Below are 19,683 nucleotides of genomic sequence, written 5' to 3'. Positions count from 1 at the left end.
TGCTAGGAGATGCTCCATTGCTGGGCGTTGTTGCCGCTGCAGGTCCACTGCCGCACCTCCGAGCCGGCGGCCGTCCCCCAGTTGTAGTTGTCCAGGCACAGGCCGCTGTGCCGGTTGGTCAGGGTGGAGTAGCCGCCTGTCACCGAGGTGACGCGCCACTGCTGGACGGCCAGGCCGTTGCACGTCCACTGCTGGACCGGCGCCCCGGCCGCGGTGCCCCAATCCTTGTTGTCCAGGCACAGGCCGCTGTGCCGGTTGACGATCGTGGAGTATCCGTCGGCGGCCGGGATGATCTGCCAGTCCTGCAGCGCCAGGCCGTTGCAGGTCCACTGGCGTACCTCGGCGCCGGGGGTGGTCACCCCGTTGTAGTCGTCCAGGCACAGGGTGCTGTGGCGGTTGCGGATGCGCGCGTAGGCCGGGGCGACCTCACCGGACGGGCCCGCGATCACCGTGGAGGTCGAGACCGGCACCCCGAGGTCGGGGGTGCCGTCGGCGTTGAAGGAGATCTTCTGCACCCGGGTGGTGCGGGTGGTGCCGCAGCCCTGACCGGCCGAGGAGTTGGCGTGGTAGGCGATCCAGGTCTCGGTGCCGTCGGGTGAGGTGAAGAACGAGTGGTGGCCCGGGCCGTAGACGCCGGCCGCGTCGTTGCGCTGGAAGATCGGGGTGGGGAACTTGGTCCAGGAGCTGGCCGCCAGCGGGTCGCCGCCGCGATATTCGAGCATGCCGAGCTTGTAGTCGGGGCCGTTGCAGTGGCTGGCCGAGTAGGTCAGGAAGGTGCGGCCTCCGCGCTGCAGCGCGAAGGAGCCCTCGTTGACGGAGCCGCCCTGGCGCTCCCAGGCCAGGGTGGGGGCCGAGATCCGCCGCCCGTACGCGCTCGCGGTCCAGGGGTTCGACATCGGCGCGATGAACAGCGACTGCAGGTTGTCCTCGGGGGCGAACGCCGAGAAGGTCATGTAGAGATTGCCGTTGAGCTTGAGCAGGGCCGCGTCGATCGCCCACCCGTTGTTCGGCATCAGGTTGAGGATGCCGCGAACGGTGTAGGGGCCCATCGGGTCGGATCCGGCGCTCTCGGCGACGTGGGTGCGCCGGGGCAGGCCGCCTTGCTCCACCGAGTAGTACAGGTACCAGCGGGAGCCGACCATCTCCAGGTGCGGGGCCCACATCGTGGTGCCGCCGGTCCGCACGACGACCTGCTCCGGAGCGCCGCGCAGACCGGCGATCGTGGACGAGCGGCGCATCACGACGTCGGCCGACCAGGTGGTCGCGACGTAGTGGTAGAACCCGTTGTGGAAGACCAGCGTCGGATCGGCACTGTTCGGCACGCCGACGACGGGGTTGGTGAACGACGGCCCGGGTGCCGCCACGGCGCGAGCGGAGCCGGCGCCGGCCGCGGTGACGGTCGCAGTGTCGGTGCCGGTCGCGGTGCCGGTGCCGGTCGCGGTGCCGGTGCCGGTCGCGGTGCCGGTCGCGGCGGCGGCCGGGCCTGCGGCCACCGCCGACTGGCACAACGTGAGCAACACCACGACGGCCGCCGCGAACGCGGCACCGGCGTGACGGCGCACGGGCCGTGGGGAGGGACGTACGAACCTGGTCATGGGGGGCGCCTCTCGGGTGGACGAGCGGTCGGAGAGACGCGACGGATATTGTTAGCGCTAACACAACAATGCCGTACAGGGTGGGAGTGCATGCAGGTGATCGATGTGTTAGCGTTAACAAACAGTGGTCCGGAACGAGGACCGTTCGTCGCGTGTAACGCAGTCTTAACGCGGGCGGGCGGAAGGTGTCAACATCGTCCGGCCAGGATCCGTCCCGCCCGGACGGGCGTGCGGGCGCGACGGGGACCTCCGTCGCGCCGGTCTCGGGGCCCCTTCCCTGCGGGAACGGGGTCCACCGGAGCCGAGCGCGCCCGGCGGTCCTGTTAGCGTTGTCGCATGGGGAGTGAGCGTCTTTGAGGGCGAAGTCGAACGATGACCGGCCGTCCTCCAGACCTGCGGTGCTGGAGGACGTCGCCGCGCTCGCCGGAGTGTCGGCGATGACCGTGTCGAGAGCGCTGAACGCGCCCGAGCGGGTGCAGGTCGAGACCCGGGCGCGCGTGCTGGCCGCGGTGCGGGAGCTGGGCTACCGTCCCAACGCCGCCGCCCGCCAGCTCGTCACCGGCCGGTCCGGAGTGCTGGGGGTGGTCAGCATCGACACCCCCCTGTACGGTCCGGTCTCGACCCTCTACAGCATCGAACGCGCCGCCAGGCTCAACGACTACTCCGTGAGCATCGCCAGCCTGAGCACGCTCAACCGGCGCTCGATCGAGGAGAGCCTCCGCCAGCTGCAGTCCCAGCTGGTGGACGGCGTCATCATCGTCGCGCCGCACGAGTCGGCGGCCGACGGCCTGCGCCACCTGCGGTCGAAGATCCCCGTGGTCGCGGTCGACGCCGGTGCCGGTCTTCCCGTTCCCGTCGTCATGGTCGACCAGAGGGCGGGAGCCGCGCGGGCGACCAAGCACCTGCTCGACCTCGGCCACGGGACGGTGTGGCACCTGGCGGGCCCGGCCGACTGGATCGACGCCAACGGCCGGGTCGAGGGCTGGCGCGAGACGCTGGAGGCCGGGCGGCATCCGGTCCCCGAGGTGCTGCGCGGGGACTGGAGCTCGCGATCCGGCTACCAGCTCGGCCGTCACCTGGCACGGGACCCCGAGGTCACGGCCATCTTCGCGGGCAACGACCAGATGGCGCTGGGCGTGCTGCGGGCGCTGCGCGAGGCCGGGCGGCGCGTTCCCGAGGACGTCAGCGTGGTGGGCTTCGACGACATTCCGGAGTCCGCCTACTTCTGGCCCCCGCTCACGACGGTACGGCAGGATTTCGAGGAGGTCGGCAGGCACGCCTTCCACGTGCTGCTCGACCGGCTGGCGGGCAGGCCGAGCCAGATCCGCCGGCTGGTGGAGCCCGAGCTCATCGTCAGGGAGAGCACCGCGACCGCACCGCGCTGACGCCGGGCGGTCCGGGGCGGCCCGGCCGGTCACGTACGGCGCGGCGACGGCGGCCGTCACGGACGTGCGCCGACCGGCCGCTTCATCCCGGTCGTCCGGTATCGCCTATCATTTAGATACGTATCTAACCGTGGAGCCGCCGACATGAACGCCACCACCGCCTGCTGCGCGCCGATCGTCCGCGAGCCCATCTCCCCGGCCGACGCGGCCGAGCTCGCGGCGGCGCTCAAGGCGGTCGCCGACCCCGTCCGGCTGCGCCTGCTGTCGATGATCGGCTCCCACCCCGGTGGCGAGGCGTGCGTGTGCGACCTGACCGGCGCCTTCGACCTCAGCGCCCCCACCATCTCCCACCACCTCAAGACCCTGCGCGTGGCCGGACTGATCGACAGCGAGCGCCGCGGCACCTGGGTCTACTACCGCGTCGTCCCCTCGGCACTGGCCCGGCTGAACACCCTGTTCACCCCGCTGGCGGAGCCCGCGAACGTCTGATCCGGCACCCGGCCGCTCGGACACGCGGCCGGAGAAGGCGCGCGGCCGGTCCCGTGACGGCTCTGGTCGTTGCGGGTCCGGCCACGCCCGTACCGGTCGTACGGCGAGTGGTCATCGCACGGGCGGAGATCCCAGATCTTCCAGGTGTTGATCCTGGAGTCCCGGTGGTCGAGTAGCGCGACGCGGACGCGTCCGGAGAGGCGGCCCGGCAGGAGACGGAAGGCCCCCGCGATCGGTGATCGCGGGGGCCTTCGGCATGACCGGGCCGCCCAGGACTTCCATGAACCCCCAGGGGGTATGTTAAAGTCACACATCGAGATACCCCACGGGGGTACATGCGAGAGGAGATCCCATGTGCACGGCATGCGCGTGCGACACCGCGGGCACCGGCTCCGCGCGGGTGGAGACCGGCACCGGGAGCGTCTACCGGGTCAGCGGGATGACCTGCGGCCACTGCGTCTCGACGGTCTCCACCGAGATCGGCAAGGTCGGCGGCGTGACCGGCGTCCGGGTCGACCTGGCCACCGGAGCCGTCACCGTCGGCGGAAGCGGGTTCTCCGACGAGGAGATCCACGCGGCCGTGGACCGGGCGGGATACGCGCTCGCCGGGACCTTCCCGGTCGCCGCCCCCTAGAACGGCCCGCCCGGGCGGAGGAACGGCGGGCGCGCACCGGCCTGCGCGCCCGCCCGCGGAAGCCGCTCCCGGAACCCCGCGCCGGACCGCACCGATGACCTCGGCCTCCTCGGGAATACCATAGGGGGGTATCCTGTTGTGAGAGACGACGACGAAGGGCGGGGACATGCACGGCTACACCCACAACAAGCAGGACCACCTGCGGCGGCTGCGCCGCGTCGAGGGTCAGGTCCGCGGCCTGCAGCGGATGGTCGAGGAGGACACGTACTGCATCGACGTTCTCACCCAGGTCTCGGCGGCCAACCGGGCCCTGCAGTCCTTCGCGCTGTCCCTGCTGGAGGAGCACCTGGCGCACTGCGTGGCCGAGGCCACCGCCAAGGGCGGCGCCGAGGCCGAGGCGAAGGTCAAGGAGGCGTCCGACGCCATCGCCCGCCTCGTCCGCTCCTGATCGACGAGACCGACGAACAGAAGGAAGTGATCGTCATGACCACCACCACGTACACCGTCAAGGGTATGACCTGCGGCCACTGCGTCTCCTCCGTCAAGGAGGAGATCGGCGGGCTGCCCGGCGTCACCGGCGTCGACGTGGACCTGGCCGGCGGCCTGGTGACCGTACGCAGCGAGGACCCGATCGACGCGGCGCGCATCGCGGCCGCGGTCGAGGAGGCGGGATACGACGTGGTGACCTCATGAACACACCGGCCAGACTGGGCGTCTACGCCCTCGGACTCGCCGTGATCTTCGGCGGGGCCCTGGGGGCCGGCAACGCGGTGGGCTCGACCGGTCCCGCCCCCGTGGCGGACGCCCGCCCGGGCGCCTCCGCGAGCCCCGGGGACGGCCACGGAACCCACGCGGAACCGGCCCCCGGCACGACGGTGGCCGCGACGGCGGGCGGCGGACCCGTTCCCGGAGGCCTCCAGGTCTCCCAGGACGGTTACACCCTGCTCCCGGAGACCACCGTGGTCGAGCCGGGCGAGGCGACGGACTTCCGGTTCCGCGTGATCGGCCCCGACGGGAGGCCGGTCACCGGCTACCGTACGGAGCATGGCAAGAAGCTGCACTTCATCGTGGTCTCCCGCGACCTGGCCGACTTCCGGCACCTGCACCCCGAGCTGAGCGGTGACGGGGTGTGGTCGGTGAGGCTGGACCTGCCCGGGGCCGGCGCCTACCGGGCGTTCGCCGACTTCGTCCCCGAGGGGGGCGAGGCGATGACCCTGGGCACCGACCTGCAGGCCCCCGGCGATCACACCCCCGGGGCACCGCCCGCGGTGAGCCGTACGTCCACGGTCGACGGCTACACCGTCACCCTGGAAGGGGCCCTGACCCCCGGAGCCTCCAGCAGGCTCACCCTCACGGTCACCAAGGACGGCCGTCCCGTCACCGACCTGCAGCCCTACCTGGGCGCCTACGGGCACCTGGTCGCCCTGCGCGCCGGGGACCTGGCCTACCTGCACGTCCACCCCGACGGGGAACCGGGCGACGGCAGAACGGCCCCCGGCCCGGGGATCGTCTTCCACGCCGAGGTGCCCAGCCGCGGCGACTACCGCCTGTTCCTGGACTTCCAGCACGAGGGGACCGTGCGCACCGCCGACTTCACCCTCCGCGCCGGCGAACTCCCGGCACCGACGCCCACCTCGGGGCAGAAGCAGAAGCAGAAGCCGGAGCCGACGCCCTCCGCCTCGGGCTCGCACGACGACCACGACCACTGACCCTCGGCATGACGAGCGAAAGGAGCAGGTGATGTCCTCCCTCACCCACGACGGACCGCAGGGCACGGTCGAGCTCTCGATCGGCGGCATGACCTGCGCGTCCTGTGCCAACCGCATCGAGCGCAGGCTGAACAAGCTCGACGGTGTCACCGCGACCGTCAACTACGCCACCGAGAAGGCCAAGGTCACCTTCCCCGAGGACGTCGCCCCGACCGACCTCGTCGCCGAGGTGGAGAAGGCCGGTTACACCGCCGCGCTCCCCGCCGAGCCGAAGGACGACGCCGCGCGGGACGAGGCGGCGGGCGAGCCGGACGACGCCCTCGGGGCGCTGCGCCGGCGGCTGATCACCTCCGTGGTGCTCGCGGTGCCGGTGATCGCGATGGCGATGATCCCGGCGCTGCAGTTCACCAACTGGCAGTGGCTCTCGCTCACCCTGGCCGCACCCGTGGTGGTCTACGGGGGAGCGCCCTTCCACCGGGCCGCCTGGACGAACCTGCGTCACGGTGCCGCGACCATGGACACCCTGGTCTCGCTCGGCACGATCGCCGCGCTCGGCTGGTCGCTGTGGGCGCTGTTCCTCGGCACCGCGGGCACCCCCGGCATGATCCACCCGTTCGCGTTCACCATCGAGCGATCCGACGGTTCGGGCAACATCTACCTGGAGGCCGCCGCCGGGGTGACCGCGTTCATCCTGGCCGGACGCTACTTCGAGACCCGCTCCAAGCGCCGCGCGGGCGCCGCCCTGCGGGCGCTGATGGAGCTGGGGGCCAAGGACGTCGCCGTCCTGCGCGACGGCGCCGAGATCCGTGTCCCCTCCGGGGAGCTCACGATCGGCGACCGGTTCGTGGTCCGGCCCGGTGAGAAGATCGCCACCGACGGCGTGGTCGAGGAGGGCACCTCCGCCGTCGACGCCTCCATGCTCACCGGCGAGTCGGTCCCGGTGGAGGTGGGCGTCGGGGGACGCGGTGACCGGCGCGACCGTCAACGCCGGGGGCCGCCTGCTCGTCCGCGCCACCCGCGTCGGGTCCGACACCCGGCTCGCCCGGATGGCCAGGCTGGTCGAGGACGCCCAGAACGGCAAGGCTCGCATCCAGCGGCTCGCCGACCGCATCTCCGGTGTCTTCGTGCCGGTCGTGATCGCGCTGGCCGTCGGCACGCTCGGCTACTGGCTGGGCACCGGCGGCGGGGCCGGGGCGGCCTTCACCGCCGCGGTGGCCGTGCTGATCATCGCCTGCCCGTGCGCGCTGGGCCTGGCCACGCCGACCGCCCTGATGGTCGGCACCGGACGCGGCGCCCAGCTCGGCATCCTGATCAAGGGCCCGGAGGTGCTGGAGTCCACCCGCAGGGTCGACACCGTCGTGCTCGACAAGACCGGCACCGTCACCGAGGGCGCGATGACGCTGGTCGGCGTGCATCTGGCCGACGGCGAGGACGAGACCGAGGTGCTGCGCCTGGCCGGTGCCCTGGAGCACGCCTCGGAGCACCCCATCGCCCGGGCCGTCGCCCGGGGGGCGGCCGAGCGCGTGGGCGAGCTGCCCGCCGTCGAGGACTTCGCCGGCCTCGAAGGGCTCGGCGTGCAGGGTGTCGTCGACGGGCACGCCGTGCTGGTGGGCCGTCCCGCGCTGCTCGCCGAGTGGTCCCAGCACCTGCCCGCCGATCTGGAGGAGGCCCTCACCGCCGCACAGGCGGCCGGTCGTACGGCCGTCGCGGTCGGCTGGGACGGCCGGGCCCGCGCGGTCCTGACGGTGGCCGACACCGTCAAGCCCACCTCGGCCGAGGCGATCCGCAGGCTGCGCGCCCTGGGCCTGCGGCCGGTGCTGCTCACCGGCGACAACGAGAGCGTCGCGCGCTCGGTCGCGGCCGAGGTCGGCATCGACGAGGTCATCGCGGGCGTGCTGCCCGCCGACAAGGTCGACGTCGTCAAGCGCCTGCAGTCCGAGGGCAGGTCGGTGGCCATGGTCGGCGACGGCGTCAACGACGCCGCGGCCCTCGCTCAGGCCGATCTGGGGCTGGCCATGGGCACCGGCACCGACGCGGCCATCGAGGCCTCCGACCTCACCCTGGTCCGCGGGGACCTGCGGGTGGCCGCGGACGCCATCCGGTTGTCCCGTCGCACGCTGGCCACCATCAGGGGCAACCTGTTCTGGGCCTTCGCCTACAACGTGGCCGCCCTCCCGCTGGCCGCGCTCGGCCTGCTCAACCCGATGATCGCCGGGGCCGCCATGGCGTTCTCCTCGGTCTTCGTGGTCGGCAACAGCCTGCGCCTGCGCGGGTTCAGGTAGGAGACCGGGCACACCGCGAGGGCACCCGGCCTCGCGCGGGCACCGTGACGGCCTCCGGCACCACGCCGGAGGCCGTCGCTTTCCCCGCCTTTTCCCCGGGATCGCGCCACGAGAGCGAAAGGGCCACCGAAATAATTACGGAACCCTTTTACCGGCGAACCGGAAAAGCGTTCCCGTACGACGAAAACCCCACGTCCTGGCTCTATGTATTTTTACGCACAACGAAATCGGGGGGTGATGTTGAAAGAGCGGGTACGGCGGAACACACTCGGCGGTATCAGTCCCGTCCCGAGCCTTTGGAGCCGCAGTGGACCGAGCCGTGACCGGAATTCGCGGTCGTAGAGGAACGACGCTCCGGCGTCTCGTCGCCGTCGTCGTCGCGGCGCTCGCCGTGGCGTTCCTGGGCGCCCCGCCCGCCGGTGCCCTCGCGCCGCCGACCCCGAAGGACCTGACGGCCTTCCTCGACCTCGAATGCTTCAGGACCAGCCCGTACCAGCCGCCCGCCACCGCGCTCACGGTGCGGCACATCAACCCCGCGCTCGTCAACCTGCCGATCGAGACCGTCACCCTCGGCCCGCGTGAGCAGCTGTGCGTCCCGGTCGCCAAGAACAACCAGCTCCCGCCGTCGCCCGCGCTCGACGTCATCAGGTACATCGACCTGGCCTGCTACCGGATCTCCGGCACCACGGTGAACACGGGCCTGGTGCTCAGCCACCTGAACCCGCTGTTCCAGAACCTGCCGCGCACGCAGATCTCCATGAACACCCCGCAGCAGCTGTGCGTGCCGGTCATCAAGAACAACGTGGTCCCGCCCGCCGAGGTGCTGTCGATCGTCCGTCACATCGACCTCAAGTGCTACGCCATCACCCCCAACGCCCTGCTGAACCAGCAGGTGGGCCTGCGTCAGCTCAACCCCGTCCTGGTCGGGAAGATCCCCACGCACAGCGCTCAGGTCCGCCAGGCCCGCCAGCTGTGCGTCCCGGTGCAGAAGGCCGGTGACGCCATCCCGCCCGAGGTGTTCGCCCTCGTCCGGTGGATCGACCTGGAGAAGTTCGACATCGTCACCCCGACGGCGCTGCCCACGGTCACGCTGACCCTGCGGCACATCAACCCCGTCCTGGCCGGTCTCCCGGCCGAGCAGGCCGTCCTGTCCGGCGCGAGCCAGCTGGCGCTGCCGGTCGCCAAGAACGGCAACTTCCCGCCGGGCTGACCCCCGGCCCCGAGGCCCCCTTCCGGCCGTGCCGGGAGGGGGCTCCTGCGATCGGCCCTCCCCGAGAGGGGCTCCTCCGGTCGGGCCTCCCCGGGGCGGAGGACCGACTTTGGTCGGGCCCGGCCCCTACCGAAGCCCGATGGAAGCGGGACGGGCGAGTGGTTGGCTCTCGGTCATGACGGCACCCCTTCATCCGGGCCCGCGGGGCACCCGTGGCTGATCCGGCGACGGCGGACCCGTCCCGGCCGACGCCCCTGGCGGCGCGCGCCCCGGGACCCGACCTGGCGCGCGGTCTCATGCTGCTGTTCATCGCCCTGGCCAACACGCACTACTTCCTGCGGGGCCCGTCGGTGCTCGGCGGCTACCCGCGGGGCGGTTCGGGGGTCGACGCGGCCGTCGTCTGGTTCATCTCGACGTTCGTCGACGGACGGGCGTTCCCGATGTTCGGGGCCCTGTTCGGGTACGGCATCGCCCGGATCGCCGACCGGCAGCGGGAACGCGGCCCGCGGGCGGTGCGCCGGCTGCTGTGGCGGCGCGGCCTCGTGCTGGTGGCCGTGGGGTTCGCGCACGCGGTGCTGCTCTACGCCGGCGACATCCTGGCGGCGTACGGCGTGCTGCTGCTGGTGGGGGCGTGGGCGGTGCGCTGGAGGGACCGGTGGCTGCTCGCCGTGGCCCTGCTGTTCTTCGTGCTCACGGCGCTGCCGGGCGGGGCCTCGTCGACCGTGGGCACCGACCCGCCGGACGTCGCGATGCTCCCGCCGGACGTGCTCACGATGATCGCCGCCCGGGCCCGGACGTCCCTCTACGTCGCCCTCCTCGGCCCCCTCGGGTTCGTGTGCCCGTTCCTGATCGGGGTGTGGGCGGGACGCCGGCGCGTCCTGGAGCAGCCGGAGCTCCACCTGACGGCGCTGCGCGTCGCGGCGTCGGCCGGGATCGGCGCCGCGGTGCTCGGCGCCCAGCCGATCGCGCTGGTGCTCTCCGGCGTGGCGGCGGCCCCGGCCCGTCCGCTCCTGGAGTCGCTGGGCTCCCTGCACGACGCGACGGGGACCCTGGGCGGCCTCGGCTACGCCGCCGCGCTGGCGCTCGTCGCCGTCCGGCTCCGGGCCCGCACCCCCGGGCCGGTGCTCCTGGCGATCACCGCCGCCGGTCAGCGGTCGATGACCTGCTACCTGGCCCAGTCGGTCGTCTGGGCCCTCGTCTTCACCCCGTTCCTGCTCGATCTCTCCGGCACCCTGACGGTCGCCGCCACCGCGCTCCTGGCCGCCGGCACGTGGCTGATCACCGTGGTGCTCGCCGACCGGATGCGGCGGGCGGGGCACCGGGGGCCGTTCGAGGTGCTGGTACGGCGCGTCACCTACCGGTGACCGTCGCCGGTGAAGGCGGCGAGGGCGCCCGCGGCGGTAGTCTCGACACCGGATCCCCGGCGGGTCCGCGAACCGCTGCGCGACCGGGATCACCGCGGTCGCACATCGCGCCATGTCGACGGGCGCGTTTGTGCGATCCCGACATCTCCGGCCGCGAAACACGCTTCGTCCCCGCCATTCCGGTCCGCGGGGGACAACCGGGAGGATGTATCCCCGTCAGGGCGGGGACGACCGCCGTGTTCATCGCCTTCGAATGAAAGGCCGTTTCAGTTGTTCAGTCGTGTCGCCATCGTCAACCGCGGCGAAGCCGCCATGCGGCTCATCCACGCCGTTCGGGACCTAGCCGCAGAGACAGGGACACGGATCGAGACCGTCGCCCTCTACACGGACTCCGACCGGACGGCCACGTTCGTCCGCGAGGCCGACATCGCCTACGATCTGGGGCTCGCGGCCGACCGTCCCTACCTCGACCACGCGGTCCTGAGAAGGGCCCTGATCGAGACCGGCGCGGACGCCGCCTGGGTCGGCTGGGGCTTCGTGGCGGAGGATCCGGCGTTCGCCGAGCTGTGCGCCGAGATCGGCGTGACGTTCGTCGGCCCGGGCGCCGAGGCGATGCGCAGGCTGGGTGACAAGATCGGCTCGAAGCTGCTCGCCGAGGAGGTCGGCGTGCCCGTCGCGCCGTGGAGCCGCGGCCCGGTGGAGACGCTGGAGGAGGCGAAGGCGGCGGCCGAGCGGATCGGCTACCCGCTGATGCTGAAGGCGACCGCGGGCGGCGGTGGCCGCGGCATCCGGATGATCTCCGGCGCCGACGAGCTGACCCGGGCCTACGAGCTGACGCGCCAGGAGGCCGCGCGGGCGTTCGGCAGCGGCGTCGTGTTCCTGGAGCGCCTGGTGACCGGCGCCCGGCACGTCGAGGTGCAGGTCATCGCGGACGGGCAGGGCACCGCCTGGTCGCTGGGCGTGCGCGACTGCTCCGTGCAGCGGCGCAACCAGAAGATCATCGAGGAGTCCGCCTCCCCGGTCCTGGACGCCGCTCAGGTCGCCGAGCTGAAGGCGGCGGCCGAGCGGCTCGTGCTCGCCGTGGACTACCGGGGCGCGGGCACCGTCGAGTTCCTCTACCACCCCGGCGAGCGGCTGTTCGCGTTCCTGGAGGTCAACACGCGCCTGCAGGTCGAGCACCCGATCACCGAGATCACCACCGGTGTCGACCTGGTGAAGGCCCAGCTGCACGTCGCGGCGGGCGGCAGGCTCGAGGGGGACGTGCCCGCGGAGTGGGGTCACGCCGTCGAGGCCCGCCTCAACGCCGAGGACCCCGACCGCGACTTCGCCCCCTCCCCCGGCCGGATCGCGCGGCTGGCGCTGCCCAGCGGCCCGGGCGTCCGGGTGGACACCGGCTTCAGCGAGGGCGACACGATCCCCGCCGACTTCGACTCGATGATCGCGAAGATCATCGCGCACGGCCGGGACCGCGCCGAGGCGCTGGCCCGCCTGCGCCGCGCGATGACGCAGACGACCGTCATCATCGAGGGCGGCGTGACGAACAAGGGCTTCGTCCGCATGCTGCTCGACGAGCCCGCGGTGATCGACGGGTCCGCCGACACCGGCTGGATCGACCGCGTGCGCGCCCAGGGTGCCCTGGTGTCGCACCGGCACTCGGCGATCGCGCTGATCGTCGCCGCCATCGAGGCCTACGAGGACGAGGAGGCCGTGACGCGGCAGCGCTTCCTGTCCACCGCCCACGGCGGCCGCCCGCAGTCCCAGCACGAGAGCGGCCGCGCGCTGGAGCTCAAGCTCCGCGACGTCGGCTACCGCGTCCGCATCGCCCGCACCGGCGGCCACCGGTTCCGCATCGGCATCTCGGCGGGCGGGCCCGAGCACGCCGCCGACGTCGACATCGAGCGCTTCGACGAGCACAGCGGCCAGATCATCGTGAACGGCGTCCGCTTCAAGGTCGTCGCGAGCACCCACGGCCCGACCCACCTGGTCGAGGTCGACGGCGTCGCGCACCGGATCAGCCGCGACGAGGGCGGCATCGTGCGCTCCCCCGTGCCCGCGCTCGTGGTGGCCACGCCGCTGCAGCCGGGCGACGAGGTCGAGGCCGGTGCGCCGCTGCTCGTGGTCGAGAGCATGAAGATGGAGACCGTGCTGCGCGCGCCGTTCCGCGGTCGCGTACGGGAGCTCACGGTGTCGATCGGCAGCCAGGTGGAGGCGGGCGCGCGCCTGCTCAGCCTGGAGCCGCTGGGCGAGGGCGAGGAGACGGCCGCTCCCGCCGCCGCCACGGCGGACGTCGAGCTGGACCTGCCCTCCGAGCCGGTGGACGTGCCCGCCACCGAGCGGGCCGCGCGCGGCCTGCAGGACCTGCGCGGCCTGCTGCTGGGCTTCGACGTCGACTCGCGGGACGAGAAGCGCCTGCTGGCCGGCTACCTGGCCGCGCGCGCCGAACTCGTCGAGAGCGGCGAGCACGACCCGTCCGGCGAGATCGAGCTGCTGCGCCTGTTCGCCGACCTGAGCGAGCTGAGCCGCAACCGGCCCGTCGGCGAGGAGACCAAGTCCGCCTCGGCGGTGCACACCCCCCGCGAGTACTTCCACACCTACCTGCGCTACCTCGACCCGGACCGGGCCGGGCTGTCGGAGGGCTTCCGGCAGCGGCTCGCGCACGTGCTGTCCCGCTACGGCGTCGAGGGCCTGGACCGCACGCCCGGGCTGGAGGACGCGGTCTTCCGGATCTTCCTGGCCCAGCAGCGCGCGTCCACCGACGTCGCCGTGGTGACGACGCTGCTGCGCCTGTGGATGAAGGACGCCCCGCCCGCCCAGGCCGACCGCGTCACCGTCGGCCTGGCGCTGGAGCACCTGGTGGCCGCCACCCAGGTCCGGTTCCCGGCCGTCGCGGACCTGGCGCGCGGCGTCGTGTTCACCTGGTTCGCCCAGCCGCTGCTGCGCCGTACCCGCGCCAAGGTCTACACGGCCGTGCGCAGGCACCTGCGCCACCTCGACCAGCACCCGGACGCGCCCGACCGCGCCGAGCGGATCTCCTCGATGGTCGCCAGCGCCCAGCCGCTCGTCCGGCTGATCGGCCAGCGGATCGGCCGCGAGGGCGCCGACCCCGTACCGCTGCTGGAGGTGCTGAGCCGCCGCTACTACGGCAACCGCGCGCTCGGCGACATCCGGGTGAACACGGTGGCCGGCTGCACGTTCGTCGTCGCCGACCACCGCACCGCGAGCGGCGACGGCCGCGTCGTGACCACCGCGATCGACTTCCCCGCGCTGGCCCAGGCGGTCAAGGCGGTCGGCGAGTTCGTCGGCGACGGCGAGCTGGTGGCCGACGTCTACCTGACCTGGCGGGACGGTCCGGACGACCCCGACGAGATGGCCGCGCGGCTGCGCGAGGTCCTGGCCGCCCAGCAGCCGTCCAACCGGGTCGGCCGTATCACCACGACCGTCGCGGGCCACACCGGCGCCGCGATGCACCACCACTTCACCTTCCGGCCGTCCGCGGGCGGCTTCGTGGAGGAGCGGCTGCTGCGCGGCCTGCACCCGCGCATCGCCGAGCGCATGCAGCTGGAGCGGCTGCGCGACTTCGACCTCACCCGGCTGCCCTCGCCCGACGAGGAGGTCTACCTCTTCCGGGCCGTGGCACGGCAGAACCCGTCCGACGAGCGCCTGGTCGCCCTGGGCCAGGTCCGCGACCTGACCCCGCTGCGCGACGACGAGGGCAGGCTCGTGGCGCTGCCCGCGGCCGAGGACACGGTGGCCACCTGCCTGGACGCGATCCGCCGGGCCAAGAAGCCCGGCGCCAAGGCATCGGCCACCAACCGCATCGTCATCTACGTGTGGCCGCCCACCGACCTGTCGCCGACCGACCTGAACACCGTGGCCAAGCGCGTGCTGCCGACGACGGCGGGCGCGGGCCTGGAGGAGGTGCTGTTCCTCGGCAGGCGCCGCGACGGCGCCACCGGCGAGCTCGTCGACTTCGCCGTCCGGGTCGACTACGACGTGAACTCCGGCATGCGGGTGTCGGTGGTGCCGCCGCCGACCGAGCCCATCGAGCCGCTGGACGACTACCGCCAGGAGGTGCTGCGCGCGCACGGCCGCGGCACGCACCACCCGTACGAGCTGACCGGCATGCTCGCCGGCCCCCTCGGTTCGTTCACCGAGTACGACCTGGACGAGAACTCCACGCTGGTGCCGGTGAACCGGCCCAAGGGGCGCAACACCGCGGCGCTGGTGACGGGTGTCGTCAGCACGCCCACGCCGCGCCACCCGGAGGGCATGACCCGCGTCGTGCTGCTGGGCGACCCCACCAAGGCGCTCGGCGCGCTGTCCGAGCCCGAATGCGCGCGGGTGATCGCCGCGCTCGACCTGGCCGAGCGGATGCGGGTGCCGCTGGAGTGGTTCGCGCTGTCGGCCGGTGCCCGGATCTCGATGTCGTCCGGCACCGAGAACATGGACTGGGTGGCGGCGGCGCTGAAGCGGATCGTGACCTTCACCCAGGACGGCGGCGAGATCAACGTCGTGGTCGCGGGCATCAACGTCGGCGCCCAGCCGTACTGGAACGCCGAGGCCACGATGCTCATGCACACCAAGGGCATCCTGGTGATGACGCCGGACTCGGCGATGGTGCTGACGGGCAAGCAGTCGCTCGACTTCTCCGGTGGCGTGTCGGCCGAGGACAACCACGGCATCGGCGGGTACGACCGGATCATGGGGCCGAACGGCCAGGCGCAGTACTGGGCACCGGACATCCGCGCCGCGCGGGAGGTCCTGATGTCGCACTACGACCACAGCTACGTGGCCCCGGGAGAGAGCCGGCCGCGCAGGACGGTCACCGGCGACCCGGCCGACCGCGACGTGTCGACGTTCCCGCACACCGTGGCGGGCAGCGACTTCACGACGGTGGGCCAGATCTTCTCCGCCGAGTCCAACCCGGACCGCAAGAAGCCCTTCGACATCCGCACGGTCATGCGCGCGCTGTCCGACCAGGACCACCCGGTGCTGGAGCGGTGGGCGGGCATGGCCGACGCGGACACCGCCGTGGTCCAGGACGTGCACCTCGGTGGCCTGCCGGTGTGCCTGCTGGGCATCGAGTCGCGGTCCGTGCCGCGCCGCGGGTTCCCCCCCACCGACGGCCCCGACACCTACACCGCGGGCACCCTGTTCCCGCAGTCGTCCAAGAAGGCCGCCCGGGCCATCAACGCCGCGAGCGGGAACCGGCCGCTGGTCGTGCTGGCCAACCTGTCGGGCTTCGACGGCTCGCCCGAGTCGATGCGCAAGCTCCAGCTGGAGTACGGCGCGGAGATCGGCCGCGCGGTGGTGAACTTCCGGGGCCCCATCGTGTTCTGCGTGATCTCGCGGTACCACGGCGGCGCGTTCGTGGTGTTCTCCAAGGCGCTCAACCCGAACATGACCGTGCTGGCGGTCGAGGGCTCGTTCGCCTCGGTGCTCGGCGGTGCCCCGGCCGCCGCGGTGGTCTTCGCGCGCGACGTCGACAAGCGGACCGGCAACGACCCGCGCGTGCTCGCGCTCGCCGCCCGTGTCGCCGAGGCGCCCGCCGCCGCGCGCACCGCGCTGGCCGCCGAGCTGGCCGAGCTGCGCTCGTCGGTACGGGCCGAGAAGCTCACCGAGGTGGCCACGGAGTTCGACCGCGTGCACAGCATCCAGCGGGCGGTCGACGTCGGCTCGGTGGACGCGATCATCAGCTGCGCCGAGCTGCGGCCGCGGATCATCGAGGCGGTCGAGAAGGGCCTCGCCCGCCGGGACTGACCCGGACACGCGCCGACGCAGCGCGAGGCCGGGCCGGTCCGGGGACCGGCCCGGTTCGGGCGAGGTGGAGCGGGTCGGGGCGGGGCGGGCCACGGTGGGACGGAGCGCTCGGTTCGGGGCGAGGCGGAACAGGTCGGGGTAAAGCAGGGCGAGCCGGGCTGAGGTGTCCACTACCGGACACGCGGGGTTGCCGGGCGGTGACGCGGAAACACCGGTGGGCGTCCTTCGAACCATGACGGAACACCGGAACCGATGAGGAACACCATGGTCTCCCCCCGCACCGCCCTCGCCCGCGCCGCCGTCGTCCTCGGCGTCCTGGCCGCACCGCTCCTCGCCCCCGCCACGGCGCACGCGGACGCCTCGTACACCTGCACCGGCGGGTACGCGTTCCTGTCGCCCATCCCGGTGATCGGCCCCTACGAGGTCAGCGGCACCGGCTGCACCGGCTCGGGAGCGGGCGAGCCGGGGACCATCACCATCCCGTCGGGCACCTACGGCTGCGGCAGGGTGTGGGAGCTGCCCGGCGGGAACTTCCGGGGCATCCAGTGTGAGGGGTAGCGGGACACGGTGCGGGCCCCGCCCTTCGGGGCGGGGCCCGCACCGTGTCCCGCCGGGATGACGATCCACCCCGGTGGAGCCGGGAGCGGAGGTCAGCCGGGCATCAGCACGGTGTCGATGATGTAGACGGTGGCGTTGCGCGTGGGCACGTTGCCGCAGACGACCTTGGCGTCGCCCGCGGTGAGGGCCTCACCCGAGCCGCCGGTGGTGAGCGTGCCGCCCTGCAGCGTGGTCAGGGTGCCCTTCTCCAGGTCGGCGGGGGTCTTGCGGCCCGGTACCACGTGGTAGGTGAGGATGGAGGTCAGCATCTTCTTGTCGGCCAGGACCTTGTCCAGCGTCTTCTTGGGAAGTTTGGCGAAGGCGTCGTTGGTGGGCGCGAACACGGTGATGTCGTCGGTGGAGTTGAGCGTGTCGACCAGGTCGGCCTTCGTGACGGCGGCCACCAGGGTGGACAGCGCGGGGTTGTTGGAGGCGGCGGTGGCCACGGCGTCGTCGGCCATACCGGCGACGCTGCCCTCACCGGAGGTGGGCAGGGTCGCGCAGGCGGCGCCGAACGGCGCGGCGGCCATGGTGGGCTGAGCCGACTCCATCGGCGTTTCGGTGGCCGGGGCGGCGCCGGTCGCCGCCGCGGTGGGGTCACCGGCGGCTGCGGTGGTGTCGCCGCCGCCACAGGCGGCGCTCAGGGACAGGGCGACGGCGAGAACGGACGCTGCGGCGAATCGGGTCTTCATGGGGATTCCTTCGCGATGGTCGTGCGTCGGGTGAACGGAGGTATGGGTGGTGGTCACCCGGAGCGGCGTTCCGGTCCGGGTGGCACCGATGTCAGGTGCCCGGGCCCGGCGCGGCCGCTTCGGCCGGTGGGCCGCAAGGTGCCGCTGCGTCGTGACGAGGTCGCCCGGTGGTGATGCTCACACCGGGGCTTCGGAGCCGACGGCGGGGTGGATGGGTCGCGACGGAGAAAACTTCCCGGCCGGTCGCGGACGAGGACCGGCCCGGGGTCAGGCCAGGGTCAGACCGAGGCCGGAGCGGCATCAGGCCAGGGTCAGACCGAGGACATGCCGGGGGCAGGCCGGGACCCGACCGAGGGCAGGCCAGGGGCAGGCCGGGACCGAGGCCGGGTCGAGGTCAGGCCGGGTCGGGCCGGGGTCAGGCCGGGGGGAGGTTCAGCACGAGCAGCGGAGTGGAGGTGGGCTGGGCGGAGCCGCCCGCGGGCTCGATCGTGACGCCCACCTGAGCGGTCTGCGCGATGTCGTCGATGACCACCGCGGACGCGCCCTCGCCGGGACGCATGGTCCCGGCGGAGGTGGTCCTCGCGGACCCCATCCTCCACATCTGGTACGTCCTGTCCTCGGGCAGGCCGGCCAGTCCGGACGGGACGACCACCAGCCGGTCCTGTGACCGGGAGACGACCACCAGTGTGCCGGCGCCCTGCGGACCGCCGGAGACCCGGATCGAGCGGGCATCCGGCGCGGCCAGCACGGTGGCGATCTGCCGGTTGGCGGCCTCCTGCCGTTCCAGCAGGTCCCGGGTACGGACGTTCACGACGCCCAGGGCCACGGCGGCGACCAGGCACGCGGCCGCCAGCCCGGCGACCGCCCGTGGCCACCACGCCCCCGGACGTGTCCCCGGGCGCGTCCCCGGCGACCCTTCCGCGGCACGGCGGTGCCTCTCACCGGCCTTCCTGCCGGCGATGCCGCTGATGCCGGTGATGCCGGTGTCCCCGGGGACGAGCGGGGGCACCTGGCGGACCTGGCCGATCTCGGCCATCACCCGCGCGCGCAGCCCCTCGGGCGGCTCGGCCGCCAGCACCCGGCCCATCCGGGCCGCCGTCTCGGCCAGGCCGCGTACCTCCTCGGCGCATTCGGCGCATCGGCTCAGATGCTCCTCGAACCGCAGCCGATCACCCTCGTCGACGGCGTTCAGCGCGTACGCCCCGGCCAGGGTGTGCGGGTCGTGCTCGCCGGGTGCGTCGTTCATCGTTCCACCCCCAGGCAGTCGCGCATCCGGATCAGCCCGTCGCGCATGCGTGTCTTGACCGTCGCCAGCGGGACCTTCAGGAACTCGGCGACCTCACGATAGGAGTAACCGCCGTAATAGGCGAATGTCACCGATTCGCGTTGCAGCTCGGTCAGCCCGCCCAGGCACCGGCGCAGCCGTTCCTGCTCCAGGCTCCGCTCCACCGACTCGGCCACCTCGTCATAGGGCCGGTCCACCTGAAGGCGGGCCGCGCGTTCCTCGCGGTCGGTGCCGGCCTGGGCCGAGCGCACCCGGTCGATCGCGCGCCGATGGGCGATCGTCATCACCCAGGCCATCGCGGTCCCCCGGGCCGGGTCGAAGCGCGCAGCGCCGCGCCACACCTCCACCAGCACCTCCTGGGCGACCTCCTCGGCCTGGGCCCGGTCGCGCAGCACCCGCAGGATCAGCCCGTACACCGGGGCCGCCGCAAGATGGTAGACCCGCTCGAACGCCGCCTGGTCCCCACGCGCGACCCGTCCGAGCAGCTCCTTCAGCCCTCCATGATCCTCGTGATCACCACGATGGTCCCGGCCCGGCCCGGGCACGCGTTCAGATCCCATGGTCTCTTCCTGCTCGCCCTGGACACGCACACCCTGCTCTTCGCAGCGGAACGCCCGGCGGATGGGTCGTCGGCGGCGCTTTTCTCCCGATCGACGACCGATCGGCGATCGGCGGGCGTCC

Annotated in this window: 14 protein-coding genes and 1 pseudogene; 11 read left to right on the top strand and 4 right to left on the bottom strand. The window is 72.8% G+C overall.

Features of this window, described 5'->3' with window-relative positions:
* Nucleotides 1–2: 2 nt before the first annotated feature.
* Nucleotides 3–1,595: a family 43 glycosylhydrolase gene (locus ABD832_RS20140; protein ID WP_344897558.1), complete on the bottom strand. Its 1,593-nt coding sequence runs from the start codon at nucleotides 1,593–1,595 to the stop codon at nucleotides 3–5.
* A 398-nt stretch (nucleotides 1,596–1,993) separates the two neighbouring features.
* Here ABD832_RS20140 and ABD832_RS20135 point away from each other — a divergent pair, with 398 nt between their 5' ends.
* From ABD832_RS20135 to ABD832_RS20085, 11 genes and pseudogenes are all read left to right on the top strand, one after another.
* Entirely contained in the window at nucleotides 1,994–2,980 is a 987-nt protein-coding gene (locus ABD832_RS20135; RefSeq protein WP_344897555.1) for a LacI family DNA-binding transcriptional regulator, read from the top strand.
* Between the two features lie 144 nt (nucleotides 2,981–3,124).
* Nucleotides 3,125–3,469: an ArsR/SmtB family transcription factor gene (locus ABD832_RS20130; protein WP_344897552.1), complete on the top strand. Its 345-nt coding sequence runs from the start codon at nucleotides 3,125–3,127 to the stop codon at nucleotides 3,467–3,469.
* A 352-nt stretch (nucleotides 3,470–3,821) separates the two neighbouring features.
* A complete protein-coding gene (locus ABD832_RS20125; protein ID WP_344897549.1) occupies nucleotides 3,822–4,103 on the top strand; it encodes a heavy-metal-associated domain-containing protein in 282 nt (93 codons plus the stop codon).
* A 166-nt stretch (nucleotides 4,104–4,269) separates the two neighbouring features.
* Entirely contained in the window at nucleotides 4,270–4,551 is a 282-nt protein-coding gene (locus ABD832_RS20120) for a metal-sensitive transcriptional regulator (protein ID WP_344897546.1), read from the top strand.
* 35 nt (nucleotides 4,552–4,586) lie between these two features.
* Nucleotides 4,587–4,796, top strand: a complete 210-nt coding sequence (locus tag ABD832_RS20115; RefSeq protein WP_344897543.1) for a heavy-metal-associated domain-containing protein — start codon at nucleotides 4,587–4,589, stop codon at nucleotides 4,794–4,796.
* Complete coding sequence (locus ABD832_RS20110; RefSeq protein ID WP_344897540.1) at nucleotides 4,793–5,812, top strand: hypothetical protein; 1,020 nt, start codon at nucleotides 4,793–4,795, stop codon at nucleotides 5,810–5,812. The genes ABD832_RS20115 and ABD832_RS20110 overlap by 4 nt, the downstream gene beginning before the upstream one ends.
* Nucleotides 5,813–5,843: 31 nt before the next feature.
* Nucleotides 5,844–8,094: pseudogene (locus ABD832_RS20105) on the top strand (heavy metal translocating P-type ATPase).
* A 319-nt stretch (nucleotides 8,095–8,413) separates the two neighbouring features.
* A complete protein-coding gene (locus ABD832_RS20100; protein WP_344897537.1) occupies nucleotides 8,414–9,304 on the top strand; it encodes a hypothetical protein in 891 nt (296 codons plus the stop codon).
* A gap of 212 nt (nucleotides 9,305–9,516) precedes the next feature.
* Nucleotides 9,517–10,668 carry a DUF418 domain-containing protein gene (locus tag ABD832_RS20095; protein WP_344897534.1) on the top strand — a complete coding sequence of 384 codons (1,152 nt, stop codon included), beginning with the start codon at nucleotides 9,517–9,519 and terminating at the stop codon, nucleotides 10,666–10,668.
* A gap of 270 nt (nucleotides 10,669–10,938) precedes the next feature.
* Nucleotides 10,939–16,428, top strand: coding sequence for an ATP-binding protein (locus ABD832_RS20090; protein WP_344897531.1), 5,490 nt, complete (start codon nucleotides 10,939–10,941; stop codon nucleotides 16,426–16,428).
* 252 nt (nucleotides 16,429–16,680) lie between these two features.
* Nucleotides 16,681–16,986: a hypothetical protein gene (locus tag ABD832_RS20085; protein ID WP_344897528.1), complete on the top strand. Its 306-nt coding sequence runs from the start codon at nucleotides 16,681–16,683 to the stop codon at nucleotides 16,984–16,986.
* A gap of 92 nt (nucleotides 16,987–17,078) precedes the next feature.
* On the opposite strand, the gene ABD832_RS20080 is transcribed toward ABD832_RS20085, so the two are convergent.
* From ABD832_RS20080 to sigK, 3 genes are all read right to left on the bottom strand, one after another.
* Nucleotides 17,079–17,717 (bottom strand): fasciclin domain-containing protein, encoded by a 639-nt coding sequence (locus tag ABD832_RS20080; protein WP_344897525.1) that lies wholly within the window; start codon nucleotides 17,715–17,717, stop codon nucleotides 17,079–17,081.
* Between the two features lie 415 nt (nucleotides 17,718–18,132).
* A complete protein-coding gene (locus ABD832_RS20075) occupies nucleotides 18,133–18,963 on the bottom strand; it encodes an anti-sigma factor (protein WP_344897522.1) in 831 nt (276 codons plus the stop codon).
* Entirely contained in the window at nucleotides 18,960–19,562 is a 603-nt protein-coding gene (gene sigK, locus ABD832_RS20070; RefSeq protein ID WP_344897519.1) for an ECF RNA polymerase sigma factor SigK, read from the bottom strand. Before sigK ends, ABD832_RS20075 begins: the two co-directional genes overlap by 4 nt.
* Nucleotides 19,563–19,683 lie beyond the last annotated feature (121 nt).

The organism is Streptosporangium longisporum (assembly GCF_039534895.1).
Taxonomy (GTDB): Bacteria; Actinomycetota; Actinomycetes; order Streptosporangiales; family Streptosporangiaceae; genus Streptosporangium; species Streptosporangium longisporum.
Note: the sequence above shows the minus strand (reverse complement) of the source record. Positions and strands in the feature narration are given on the sequence as shown.